The organism is Marinobacter sp. OP 3.4, assembly GCF_036224885.1.
Lineage (GTDB): Bacteria > Pseudomonadota > Gammaproteobacteria > Pseudomonadales > Oleiphilaceae > Marinobacter.
On the sequence record NZ_JAVVLT010000114.1, the window covers coordinates 18,714 to 32,046 of the forward strand.

The following is a 13,333-nucleotide window of genomic DNA, read 5'->3' on the forward strand; positions in this document are numbered from 1 at the left end:
ATTGAAGCCGTCGTCGCTGTCAAACGCCAGGGCCGCTTACCGGGAGGCCCGCCTGACCTACCCCGGCGCCCCCACCAGCGCCCGGTACACATCCACCATGGCCAGGATGACCTCGGTCCGGCTGCGCACCGCCTGGTCCCGGGTCGTGGTGAACTCCTGCTCCGCCGCCAGCAGCTCGAAGTAGCCGATAAGCCCCTGTTCATAACGGGTACGGGCCAGTTCCACCGCGGTTTCCGCGTCGGCCATGGCCCGCTCCAGGCGTCCTTCCCGCTCCTGGGCCTGCTGGTACCGCACCAGCCGGGTCTCCGCCTCTTCCAGGGCCACCAGTACCGCCTGCTGGTAGCTGGCAAGGGCGGCACGGCTGTCGGCGCCGGCCGCCTCGATACGGGCACGGACCCGGTCGTGGTCCAGGAAGGTCCAGTCGATGCCCAGGACCACACGCCGGGACTCGGCCGGGCCGCTGAGCAGATCACTGGTATCCGCCGCTACGGAACCCAGCAGTCCGGCCAGCGTGAAGCGTGGAAACAGGTCGGCGGTGGCCACGCCCTCACGGGCGGTGGCCGCCGCCAACCGTCGTTCCGCCGCCGCGATATCGGGGCGACGTCGCAACACGTCGCCCGGGGTGTCCACCGGAATCTCCGGCAGTGCCTCGGGCAGGCCCACGGCAGGTGACAGGGTGTCCACCAGGGCCACCGGGGGCTGCCCGGTCAGCACCGCGATACGGTGCATGGCGGCGCGGATGCCAGCCTGCAGCCGGGGCAACTCGGCACTGGTGCGCTCCACCTGGGCGCGGGCACGTACCACGTCAAAATCGGTACCACGACCGGCGTCCAGCCGGGCCTCGACAATATCCAGGGACTGTTGCTGCAGTTCCACACTCTGCTGCACCACCCGGTACTGCTGTTGCAGACCCCGCAGTTCGAAGTAGCTGCTGGCCAGTTGGCCAACCAGCGCCACCTGGACGGTGCCCAGGTCGGCGCCGGCGGCCTCCAGTTCCGCCCGTTGGGCCTCGGTGGCCCGGCGCAGCCGGCCGAACAGGTCCAGCTCCCACTCGGCGGCCACCCCGACCTGGTATCGCTGTATCCGGTCAGGGCCGGTTCCCGGCGGTGACTGTTCAATGTCCGCCAGGTGTTGTTCCGAAGCCGATCCGCTGGCCGTCAGGCTGGGCCACTGGTTCCGTTCGGCGCCATACAGCAGGGCGGCCGCCCGGTCATAACGGGCCACGGCAATGGCCAGGTCATGGTTGGCCGCCAGGGTCTGGTCGATCAGTTGTGCCAGCAGCGGGTCATCAAACCCCTGCCAGAACCGCTGCGGGTTCATCTCCCCTGCCACTGTCTGACGACCGGCCTCGAACTCCGCCGGCTCTGGCGTAGACGGCTTCTCGTAATCCGGCCCCACGGCGCAACCCGCCAGCAGGAACAGCAGGCCGGTTATGGTGAATGCCTTAAGCATGGCTACCTCCCGGAAGTAAATTCTGGTCCTGATCATCTTCAGCCTCGCCAGGTGACAGGGTGGACGTGTGGTGACTCTTCAGTGGACGGCTACCGGAGAGCTTGCGCAGGGCCACATAGAACACCGGTGTCAGGAACAACCCGAACAGGGTCACCCCGATCATGCCAGCGAATACGGCGGTGCCCAGCGCCTCGCGAACCTCCGCGCCGGCACCGGTGGCCAGCACCAGCGGCACCACGGCGGCGGTGAAGGTGATGGAGGTCATGATGATGGGCCGCAGCCGCAACCGGCAGGCCTCCAGCGCTGCCTCCACAACGCCCCTGCCCTGCAGTTCCAGCTCCCGGGCAAACTCCACGATCAGGATGGCGTTCTTGCAGGCAAGGCCGATCAGCACCACCAGGCCCACCTGGACGAAGATGTTGTTGTCGCCGCCACCAAACCAGACCCCGATCAGCGCGGAGAGCATGCACATGGGCACGATCAGGATCACCGCCAGCGGCAGGGTCCAGCTTTCATAGAGGGCCGCCAGCACCAGGAACACCAGCAGGATGGCGAGGGGGAACACCACCAGCGCGGCATTGCCCTGGGTGGCCTGCTAATAGCTCAGGTCCGTCCACTCGAACGCCATGCCGGCTGGCAGCGTCTCGTCCGCCAGGGCCCTCAGCGTGTCCATGGCCTGGGCCGAGGACAGCACTCTGGGGTCTGCCTCGCCGGCCAGGTCCGCCGCCGGGTAACCGTTGTACCGCAGCACCGGGTCCGGCCCGAAGGTCTGGCGGATGTCCACCATGGAGCCGATGGGCACCATCTCGCCCTGGTCGTTACGGGTGCGCAGGCGGGCAATATCCTCGACACTGTCCCGGTAGGGGGCGTCGGCCTGAGCAATCACCTGCCAGGTCCGTCCGAAACGGTTGAAGTCGTTGACGTAGGTGGACCCCAGGTAGGTCTGCAGGGTGTCGAACAGTTCCGTCAGCGGCACGCCCTGGGCCTTCGCCTTCAGCCGGTCCACTTCCGCGTCCAGTTGCGGTACGTTGGACTGGTAACTGCTGATGGGATAGCCCATGCCCGGTGTCTGGCTGATGGCACCCTGGAACTGGTTGACCGCATTCTGCAGGGCCCCGTAGCCCAGGTTGCCCCGGTCCTCGATAAACAGCTGGTAGCCGGACCCATTGCCCAGCCCCAGGATCGGCGGCGGCATGAACGAGAAGGCAAAGCCTTCCTTCAGCCCCCCGATCTGCTGGTTGATGCGGGCGTTGATCTCCGCCGCGCTGAGGCTGCGCTCGTTAAATGGCTTGAGGGGAAAGAACACCACCCCGGTGTTGGAGGTGTTGGTGAATTGCAGGGCATTCAGCCCCGGGAAAGCGATGGCATGCTCCACACCGTCGGTTTCCATGGCGATATCGCTCACCTGCTGCAGCATCTCGTCGGTCCGGTCCAGGGACGCCCCTTCCGGCAGGATCACCCCGGCCATCAGGTAGAGTTTGTCCTGGACCGGGATAAAGCCCGGCGGCACGGTCCTGAACATCAGGCCGGTCCCGACCAGTAGCAGGGCGTAGACCATGAACACCGCGCCACGGCGGCGCAGGGAACGGGACACCCCACCCTGGTACTTTTCCGCACTGGCATTGAAGAAGCGGTTGAAGGGTCGGAACAGCCAACCGAACAGGAAATCGATCATCCTCTGCAGCCGGTCCTTGGGAGCACTGTGGGGCTCGAGCAACATGGCCGCCAATGCCGGTGACAGGGTCAGCGAATTGATCGTGGATATGACCGTGGAGATGGCGATGGTCACCGCGAACTGCCGGTAGAACTGGCCGGTAACGCCGGACAGGAAGGCCATGGGCACGAACACCGCGCACAGCACCAGGCCGATGGCGATGATGGGGCCGGAGACCTCCTTCATGGCCTGGTGGGCCGCCGCCAGTGGTCGCAGGCCCTCCTCGATATTGCGTTCGACGTTCTCCACCACCACGATGGCGTCGTCCACCACGATACCGATGGCCAGCACCAGCCCGAACAGGGTCAGGGTATTGATGGTGTAGCCGAGCAGGTAGAGGGCGCCAAAGGTACCCACCACGGACACCGGCACCGCCAGCAACGGAATAATGGACGCCCGCCAGGTCTGCAGGAACAGGGTGACCACCAGCACCACCAGCAGCACGGCTTCCAGCAGGGTGGCCACCACGGCCTTGATGGAGTCGCTGACGAAGATGGTGGTGTCATACACCGCCTCGTACTCGACCCCGTCGGGGAACCGGGTTTCCAGTTCGTCCATGGTGGCCACCACCTGCTCGCGGATGTTCAGGGCATTGGCGCCGGGCGCCTGGAAGATACCGATGGCCACCGCGTCCTTACCGTCCAGTTGGGAGCGCAGGGTATAGTCACCGGCCCCCATCTCCAGCCGGGCCACGTCCTCCAGTTGCAGCAGTTCCCCGTTATCCCCCCGCTTGAGCACGATGTTCCCGAACTCCTCGACGGTTTCCAGACGCCCACGGGCGTTGATCAGGGTCAGGAAATCGCTGTCCGGGACCGGTTCAGCGCCGATCTGGCCGGCGGAGACCTGGACGTTCTGCTCCCGCATGGCACGGACCACGTCACTGGCGGTCAGGCCCCGGGCGGCGACCCGTTCCGGGTCCAGCCAGGCCCGCATGGCGTAGTCACCACCGCCGAAGATCTGCGCGTCCCCCACTCCCTGGATACGGGCCAGCCGGTCCCGTACGTGCAAACGGGCATAGTTGCGCAGATACAGGGTGTCGTAGGTGGCATCCGGCGATGTCAGGTGCACCACCATCAGGAACGTGGGCGACTGCTTCTGGGTGGTCACGCCCTGGCGCCGCACCGCCTCGGGCAACCGGGCCTCGGCCTGGCTGACGCGGTTCTGCACCCGCACCGTGGCGTCCTCCGCGTCGGTGCCGGGCCGGAAGGTAACGGTCATCTGCAGGACCCCGTCCGATCCGGCCACGGATTTGAAGTACATCATGTCTTCAACGCCGCTGATGGCTTCTTCCAGCGGCGTCGCCACGGTCTCGGCGATCTCCTTGGGGTTGGCGCCGGGATAGACGGTGCGCACCACCACCGAGGGCGGCACCACCTCCGGGTACTCGCTGACCGGCAGGTTGGGAATGGAGATCAGGCCGATCGCGAAGATAATTATGGACAGGACCGCCGCAAAGATGGGCCGGTCCACGAAAAATCGGGAGAAATTCATGGCAATAACTCCTGGGTGGCGCCCCTGACCGGGACACCTGTTTTAATCATTCAATGTGCCGGAAATCGACCCGGCCGGTTCAGGGCCGGGCCGGAGTCAGGGCTGGACCACCGCGATGGTGTCGTCCTGGGGTGAGTCCGGTGCTTCCATGGCAACCCGTTGCGGGTTCACTTCCATACCGGCACCGAAGACCTTCTGCACGCCATTGACGATGACACGGTCACCACTGTTGAGCCCGTCACGGATCACCAGCAGGTCATCCACCTGGCGACCGGTGGTGACCTGCCGGCGCGCCGTAAGGTTGCTGTCATCCACCACGTAGACATACCGCCGGTCCTGGTCGGTGAGCACTGCCTTGCGAGTCACCAGCAGGGCCTGGTCCAGCTCTGCCACCGGCATTTCCACCCGGGCAAACTGGCCGGGCCGGATAAGACCGTCGGGATTGTCCAGTACCGCCCGGTACTGCAGGGTGCCGGTTTCAGGGTTCAGACGGTTGTCGATGAAATCGAGCTGCCCCCGATACGCCTCACCATCCCCGCCATCAAGGGCGATACGCAGGGCCTGGGCATGGCCGCTGGCCATCAGTTGCCGGCTCTCGAACGCGGTCTTTTCATCCGCCTGGAAATAAACGTGCACCGGGTCCACCGACACCACCGTGGTCAACAGTGTCTGGTCGGCGTTGGCCAGGTTGCCCCGGGTCACCAGGGCGCGACCGGTGCGGCCGCTGACCGGTGCGGTTACCCGGGTGTACTCCAGGTCCAGTTCAGCGCTATCCAGGGCGGCTTCTGCCGCATCGACCCGCGCCCGGGCGTTCATCAGTGCCGCCTGGCGCTGGTCGTGCTCCTCCCGGGAGATGGCGCGGCTTTCCAGCAGGGTGCTGGCGCGCCTGGCCTCGCTGCGGGCCAGCTCCAGTCCGCTCCTGGCCTGGGCCAGATCCGCCCGGGCCGCTTGCGCCCTGGCCTCATAGGGGCGTGGGTCGATCTGGAACAGCAGGTCCCCGGCTTCCACCAGTTCCCCTTCCTCAAAGGCCACTTCCTGGATATAGCCGCTGACCCGGGGTCGCAGGTCCACCGTTTCCGCCGCTTCGACACGACCGGTAAACGATTCCCACAGGGTTACCGGGCGGATCACCACCTCGGCCACATCCACCTCCGGTGGCGGTGGTGCCGCCGCGGTCTCTTCGCTCTGGGCGCGACAGCCGGCCAGCGTGGTTGCCAGCAGAACAGTCAGGGCCAGCGCCCGGCTGATTGTGCTGAAGTTCTTTTCTGTCAGACTTTCCATGGTTCCTCGCTCCGCAATGTCTTTCGGGCCGCCTTTTGGGCGTTCCCGTCCACTGAATGATCCGGGTTGGATCGAACAACAAGTCGGTTGGCTGGGGGGTGATTCGACATTCAATCTATTTCCTCAAGTTAACTTGAGGTCAACCATGGCCTTCTGGATTCTTTTCATGGTTGTCATAGCGATGGCCTATCAAGGCCTCAACCGGCAAGGGCGATTACCCCTTCCGGAGGATCATCTAAGATAGAGACGACAGGGAGTGTGGCGGTAGCGGGTTACTGCCGGAAGATTGCCTGATTCTGTAACTGCCTCTTGCCAGTAACGAAAACCGGGCTAAATGGGGGGAGAAACCGCTATAGTGACGGTACGGTTGCAGTCCTGTTTCACATTTCACTTGCCCGTCGATGACTGGGACGGGCTGGGAGGAACGGGTTGCCGATTTCTGTCCGTTGATTGCCTGATCCTGCAAAGGGTACCTGAATAAACGTACGATTCAGGCTGCGAAGGATTATACTTCCGCCGACAAGGAGGAGCGCCGAATGACTGCCATCATGCCCGGATTTTCCACCCGTCCCACCAGCACTACCCAGCAACAACTGGCCCGCGTGGTCAGCCAATGGACCAACCAGCAGGGTATACAGGATTCCGCCATCGAAGGCGTGGAGCTGATCCGCAGCGACCAGCCCACCAGTTGCGCGTCTTCAGTGTACGAACCGTCCCTGTGTTTCGTCATCCAGGGCACCAAGACCATAGAGTTCGGCGACCGTCGGATCGAGTACACCCCCCTGACCTACCTGGCCAGCTCCGTTCACCTGCCGGTACTGGGGCAGGTGGAGCACGCCACCCCCGAACTCCCCTACCTGGCGGCAAAACTCACCGTACCGCCGGAGGAAGTGGCGGACCTGCTGATGGAACTGGGCGACAAGGTGCCCAGGTATGATGCTGGCGAGATCTGTAGTGAAGTGGAATGCGGCCTGTGCATGTCGCCGATGGACGAGGCCATGCAGGATTCCCTCTATCGGCTGCTGCGCTTGCTGGATACGCCGGCGGACATTCCCGTGCTCGCGCCCCTGGCCCGTCGGGAGATCATCTACCGGAGCCTGATGGGGGAAATGGGCCCGCGCATGCGCAAGTTTGCCGCCACCGACTCCCAGGCACACCGGATTTCCCGGGTCATCTCGGCATTAAAGGATGGTTACGACCAGCCCTTACGGGTTCGTGAGCTGGCCCGGACCGTCAACATGAGCGAATCCACCCTGTACCACACGTTCAAGCAGGTGACCCGCATGTCGCCCCTGCAGTTCCAGAAGAAACTCCGCCTGCACGAGGCGAGGCGACTGATGCTGGCAGAGGGCCTGGAGGCGGCCACCGCCAGCTATCGGGTCGGCTATGAGAGCCCGTCCCATTTCAGCCGGGAGTACAGCCGCATGTTCGGTGCCCCGCCCCGGGCCGACGTTGTCCAGCTCAGGGGGCAGGGACAGGCCACGGAGCCGGCCTGACCGTCAGCGGCGGCCACGGCCATGGTCACTGGCAACCAGACACACAGTTGGCGTCACGGTCGAAGGCCATGGTGCGGCCACTCAGGGGCACATGCACTGGCACCCCGACAGCGTCCATGAACTGCCGGGTACGGGTGCCATCACGCACCTTGCCACTTTCAGTGGCCGGTTCGTTGGCGTGGGACGCGATGACCGATTTAGGCCTGATCAGGTCGTTGATCACGTAGGCCGCTTCCTCCGGCCCGGTGGTATAGGTGTCACCAATGTTCATCACCGCCAGACCGGCTCCGTAATGCTCGCCCACCACCAGTTTCTGCTCGGCGGTAATGCCGGTATCACCGGACAGGTAGGCCACCAGGCCGTTGCTGAAGGTGAGCACGTAGCCGGTAGGCGGCCCAACACTGGCGGTCACACCGGCTGCCTTCAGATGTTCCGCCAGCGGCCCTTCCAGGAAGGACGGGGCCACGCCATTGCTATGCACCGCCGGCACCGTGGTGATGGCCACGCCACCGACCTCCCGTTCGGCGCCAAACCGCACCAGCTGAGATCTGGAAGCGTCACCACCGGCCTTCTCCAGTTTGGCGGCAAAGAACGCGGGCATTTCACTGCCGGTGACAATGGTCGACCCTTTGGCCACGGCAATATCAACGGTATTGGACTGCGGTAACGTCGCCACCGGCACCTCGGGACGGCCACAGGAGCCCTTACCGGTTCCGGCAATGCGACGGTCTCCCACGTGATCCCCATGCATGTGGGACACCAGGATCACATCGATATTCCCCAGGCGTGGATCATCGGCGCCCGCCACCGTACGGCCCGCGTCGTACAGGATGCGGGTCCCGTTGGGATCCTCGAAGACCAGTGCCCGGTCCATGGCACAGAACTCGCCGTCATGACTGCCCAGGGGCGTCACCTTGACCGCCCCGTCGCTGGCCTGGCTGACGGCGGCCATCATCATCGCCGATGCTGACAGCACGATCGTCCCCGCCAAACGTAGTCTTTCCTTCATACCCCGCATTGCAAAGCCCTCCTCAATGGCAGACATCCAGTATCCACTCCCGGTTATACGACACAGCGATGGTCCTGCACCACTGCCTTCACCATAGCCTATCTGCCGTGCCCATTCATGGCTCTCCATCAACCGAAGGCAGGTGGTCAGCTGGCCGCCTGCCTGGGGCCGCTTTCGGTCTCACCGGTATCGTCCCGGGGCCAGCCAGGGTCGGGACTGAAGCGGTCACCATAACGTTGCGCCAGGGTATCGAGGGTGCGGCGGATATCGGCGGCTCCCCGCCGGTGGGCATAGGCCATGGGACCACCCCGGAACGGGGCGAAGCCGGTGCCGAAGATCATGGCGCCGTCCGCCAGGTCCCCGTTCTCGATAACCTCCTCCCGGAGACAGGCCTGGCAGGCATTGAGCATGGGCAGCAGGAGGCGGTCTAGGGTGTCCTTCGGTGCGCTGGGCACCTTGTCCTTCTTGTCCGCCTTGCCTTTTTTCCACTGATACAGGCCCTTGCCGGTCTTCTGGCCCAGATCGCCGTTTTCCACCCGCTCTTCAAGCCACGCCGGCGGAGGTGGCATAGGTGTGTCCAGCCGGTCGCGGAGCATCGTCGCCACGCTCAGGCAGATATCCAGTCCCACCTGGTCGGCGAGTTCCACCGGCCCCACCGGCATGCCGAACTTCTCCGCTTCCCGGTCGATGGTTTCGGCGCTGATGCCCTCGTCCAGCATCACCATGGCTTCCATCAGGTAGGGAGTGAGCACACGATTGACGAGGAACCCGGGAGCCGTGGTTACCGGGGCCGGCAGTCGATCAATCTGGCCGGTAAAGGCCATGGCGCGGCTGACCAGGTCCTGGTCGACCCGGTCATGGTTCACCACCTCCACCAGCGGCATCATGGCCACCGGATTGAAGAAGTGCAGCCCCACCAGCCGGCCGGGCTCCTTCAGCTTGTCCCGGAGGGTTTCCAGGGGAATGCTGGAGGTGTTGGTGGCCAGGATGGCGGAATCCTTCATCCGCGCCTCGGCCTCCTCGTAGACCTTCTGCTTGATGTCCACCTTCTCGGGAACCGCCTCCAGCACCAGATCCGCATGTTCAACCCCGTTGTTGCCGAAGTCGGGTATCAGACGGTCGAGAATCTCCCGGCGCTGGCCGGGTGAGCGGTGTTTCCGGTCGCACAGGTCCGACAGCTTGCCGACCGCCCTGGCCACCTTTTCCGGTTCCATATCGAACAGGGTGACGGACAGGCCATTGAACGCGCACCAGCCAGCGATGTCCGCCCCCATTTCGCCGGCCCCCACCACGTGGACATGGCGGACCGGTTCCGCACCAGTACGGGTCAGGCCCTTCATTTTTTCCTGCAGGAAGAAGACCCGCACCAGGTTGCGGGAGGTTTCCGTCATCAGCAGGTGGGCAAAGGAGTCCACCTCCGCACGGAGCATGGCGTTGTCGTCCCCCCCATGCTTTTCCCACAGGCGGATCAGGGCTTCCGGCGCCGGATAGTGTTCCGGCGGGGCCTTTTCGGCACTTTTGGACCGCATCTGCCTCGTCTCCAACTGCCGAGCCGGGCGGGTGCTGAGCACCCTGCCCCGCAGGCCATGGCCTGCCGGATCAATATCACCGTTCACGGCGGCGGCAACGGCCGCCGCGACGTGGCGCTCTTCCAGCACCTGATCGACGATACCCAGTTTCAGGGCTTTCTGGTGGGGAACCGTCTTACCGGTGAGCATCAGGGTCATGGCTTCCATGGGGTCTATCAGGCGGGTCAGCCGGGCAGTTCCACCGAGCCCGGGGTGCAGCCCCAGCTTCACTTCCGGGAAACCAAGCTTGGCCCCGGGGATCGCCAGGCGGTAGTCACAGGCCAGGGCCAGCTCCAGGCCACCGCCCAGGCAGGCGCCATGGATCACCGCCACGGTGGTATAGGAAGCCTGTTCCAGGCGATTGACCACGTCGTGGGCGCGGGCGAGCTTTTCAGCGGCCTCGTTCCGGGACTCCAACTGACTGAATTCGCCAATATCGGCGCCCAGGCAGAAACCGCTGGCCTTGACGGATCGGATCACCAGGCCGTCGGGGCGCTGCTGATCGAGACGGTCCAGAATGGATTCCAGTTCTTCCAGCACCTCCGTGGAGACCACATTGGCAGAAGCATCCTGCTTGTCGAAGGTCAGCCAGGCAACGCCCTGCTGGTCCAGGACGAGCCTCCAGTGGCTCCATTCCGCTCTGTCCGTTGGCTGCGCCGGCCCCCGTTCCATCTCACGGGTGGACAGTGTCTGAAGAATGTGACCGGTCATGGTGTCCTCCTTCGCCCCGTGCGGGGCTTTCCGGAAAACGAATGGAACAGCAACTAAAGGGCTTCAATCATCATGGCGCCGGACTGTCCGCCGCCGATGCATTCCGTGGCCATACCCTGTTTCAGGCCCTTGCGGCGAAGGGCGTTCATCAGGTGCAGGACGATACGGTTACCACTGGTGCCGACCGGATGGCCGATGGCCACGGCGCCGCCGTCCACATTCAGCCGTTCCCGATCCAGGCGGCCCAGGGGCTCGTCCAGGTCCAGGGCCGTCCGGGTAAATTCCTCGTCCTCCCAGGCCTCCAGGCAGGCCAGCACCTGGGCGGCAAAGGCCTCGTTGATTTCCCACAGGTCCATGTCGTTCAGGCCCTTGCCATGGCGTTTGAGGATGGCGCTGGCGCTGAGCACCGGGCCCAGGCCCATGATCTTCGGGTCCAGTGCGGACCATTCGCTGTCCACAATCACCGCCCTGGGTTCAAGGCCGTACTTTTCCACGGCCTTTTCCGAAGCCAGGATCATCCAGCTGGCGCCATCGGTGACCTGGGAGCTGTTGCCGGCGGTGACCTTGCCGTAGGGCGGCTCGAATACCGGCTTGAGGCCCGCCAGGGCGTCCTGCGAGGTGTCGGGCCGTACCCCGTCATCGTGCTTGTGCAGGGTACCGTCGGATGCCACTGCCGGAATCACCTCGTCCTCCAGCCAGCCCTCGTCCACGGCTCTGGCCAGTCGCTGGTGGCTGGTGACGGCGTACCGGTCGGCGGCCTCCCGGCTGATGTTGAACTGCTGGGCCAGCACTTCGGCGGTCTGGCCCATGCTCAGGCCCACCACCGGGTCGGTCAGGCCCTTTTCCAGGCTGATCTGGGGCTTGAAGTCGGTGGGCGAGAAATCCGCCACCTGCCGGGCGTAATCCTGGGGGGACGAGGCGCTGTTGAGGTCGGCCAGCCAGTCCACGGCATCCCGCCCCAGCACCATGGGGGCGTGACTGAGGGCTTCGGTGCCCCCGGCCAGGATGAGGTCGGAACTGCCTTCGCGAATGTACTTGTAGGCGGTGTCCAGGGACTGCATCCCCGAACCGCAATTGATCTGTACCGTGAAAGCGGGCATGGCTTCCCCCATGCCCAACCTCAGGGCCGCCACCCGGGCCGGGTTCATTTCCGACGGCACCACATTCACACACCCCAGGATGACCTGGTCGTAGGCGTCGGCGGGGACGGTCTGGCGCATCAGCAGGGGGCGCCCGCACTGCACCGCCAGATCCACCGGCGAGAAAGGCCCTGGTCGGCCCCTGGCTTTCAGGAATGGCGTCCTGGCGCCATCAACGAGATAGACCTTGCGATGCTCGGGAGAGGAATCTGGATTGGAGCGTGATGTTACCGCGTTGGTCGTCATCGGCTTGCCTCCGTCGGCTGGACAAGGGAGTTGTCTACCAACCACCCTTGACCCGGCTCGCCCTGACTTCAAGGGCGCCGGGGCGGGGGTTACGGCAAAACCTCAATAACAACCAGAGCTTCGGGGAAGGTTACGATAAGGACAGGGAAGGATCAGGCAACCTTGCGGTCACTACCGGACGTGCCAAGGCAGGCCAGCATGGGGGCGACATCCCGCAACTTACGGGCCCGGGGCCACAACTGCTCGGCTTCGGTGAACCCCAGGCGCAGGTAATTGAGCCACTGTTTGATCCGACCGGTGACAAAGCGGTCCTCAAGGCGGGTCTGCAGGGCGGCGGCGTAATCCTCGATCAGCGCGACAGCTTCGGGCCAGGTCATGGATGCCACCTGCTCCCCTGCCTGGCTGGCCCGGATCCGGCGAGCCAGGTCCGGGCGGGCAATCAGGCCACGGCCGATCATGACATCGTCACAACCGGAGATGTCCCGGCAGCGCCAGTACTGGTCCACGGTCCAGATTTCACCGTTGGCGATGACCGGGATATCGAGTACTTCCCTCACCCGGGCGACTTCCTCCCAGTACGCCGGTGGCTTGTAGCCATCAACCTTGCTGCGGGCGTGGATGACCAGTTCGGCGGCGCCCGCGTCCTGCAGGGCCTGGCCACAGGCGATGCCCATGGAACGGTCGTCATAACCCAGGCGCATCTTGGCGGTAACCGGGATGTGCGCCGGCACGGCCCGGCGGACGGCGGCGGTGATGTTGTGCATCAACTCGGGTTCGCGCATCAGCACGCAACCACCCTTGTGCTTGTTGACGGTCTTGGCGGGGCAGCCAAAGTTGATGTCCACCTGCCCTGCCCCCAGCTCCACGGCGCGAACACCGTGCCGGCCCATCATTTCCGGGTTGGAGCCCAGCAACTGGATGGCCACCGGCGTGCCCGCCCGGGTCACGCAGCCGTGGTGCAGTTCCGGGGCGTACTTGTAGAAAATACGTGGCGGCAGCATGCCATGGGTAACCCGGATAAACTCGGTCACACTACGGTCGATCCCTCCGACTCCAGTCAGGGTTTCCCGGATGGGGGCGTCAACCAGGCCTTCCATGGGGGCCAGAATGATTCGCATGGATGCTCCCGATAGGGGGTGATGGTCAGGCATTGAACGGGAACGGATTGTAAGGCAATTCGGGGAGAGTGAACAGGCGGGAAAACCGGCGCCCCGAGGGGCGCCGGG

7 protein-coding genes and 1 pseudogene are annotated in these 13,333 nt (G+C 64.6%); 1 reads left to right on the top strand and 7 read right to left on the bottom strand.

Going from position 1 to position 13,333, the window contains the following annotated elements; all coding sequences use genetic code 11:
* Positions 1–57: 57 nt before the first annotated feature.
* The 3 genes and pseudogenes from RO069_RS19615 to RO069_RS19625 form a co-directional block, all read right to left on the bottom strand.
* On the bottom strand, positions 58–1,452 hold the full coding sequence (locus RO069_RS19615) for an efflux transporter outer membrane subunit (RefSeq protein WP_328189756.1): 1,395 nt from the start codon (positions 1,450–1,452) through the stop codon (positions 58–60).
* Positions 1,445–4,657 (bottom strand): annotated as a pseudogene (locus tag RO069_RS19620) (efflux RND transporter permease subunit). The gene RO069_RS19615 and the pseudogene RO069_RS19620 overlap by 8 nt, the downstream one beginning before the upstream one ends.
* A gap of 96 nt (positions 4,658–4,753) precedes the next feature.
* Positions 4,754–5,938, bottom strand: coding sequence for an efflux RND transporter periplasmic adaptor subunit (locus RO069_RS19625; protein ID WP_328189757.1), 1,185 nt, complete (start codon positions 5,936–5,938; stop codon positions 4,754–4,756).
* A gap of 536 nt (positions 5,939–6,474) precedes the next feature.
* Here RO069_RS19625 and RO069_RS19630 point away from each other — a divergent pair.
* A complete protein-coding gene (locus RO069_RS19630) occupies positions 6,475–7,434 on the top strand; it encodes an AraC family transcriptional regulator (RefSeq protein ID WP_328189758.1) in 960 nt (319 codons plus the stop codon).
* A gap of 25 nt (positions 7,435–7,459) precedes the next feature.
* Here the strand turns inward: RO069_RS19630 and RO069_RS19635 are convergent, their stop codons facing one another.
* The 4 genes from RO069_RS19635 to RO069_RS19650 form a co-directional block, all read right to left on the bottom strand.
* Entirely contained in the window at positions 7,460–8,479 is a 1,020-nt protein-coding gene (locus RO069_RS19635; RefSeq protein ID WP_442915398.1) for an MBL fold metallo-hydrolase, read from the bottom strand.
* Positions 8,480–8,589: 110 nt separating this feature from the next.
* Complete coding sequence (locus RO069_RS19640) at positions 8,590–10,722, bottom strand: 3-hydroxyacyl-CoA dehydrogenase NAD-binding domain-containing protein (RefSeq protein WP_328189759.1); 2,133 nt, start codon at positions 10,720–10,722, stop codon at positions 8,590–8,592.
* A 53-nt stretch (positions 10,723–10,775) separates the two neighbouring features.
* Positions 10,776–12,107 carry an acetyl-CoA C-acetyltransferase gene (locus RO069_RS19645; protein ID WP_328189760.1) on the bottom strand — a complete coding sequence of 444 codons (1,332 nt, stop codon included), beginning with the start codon at positions 12,105–12,107 and terminating at the stop codon, positions 10,776–10,778.
* 152 nt (positions 12,108–12,259) lie between these two features.
* Positions 12,260–13,225, bottom strand: coding sequence for a tRNA dihydrouridine synthase (locus tag RO069_RS19650; protein WP_328189761.1), 966 nt, complete (start codon positions 13,223–13,225; stop codon positions 12,260–12,262).
* Between the last annotated feature and the right edge of the window lie 108 nt (positions 13,226–13,333).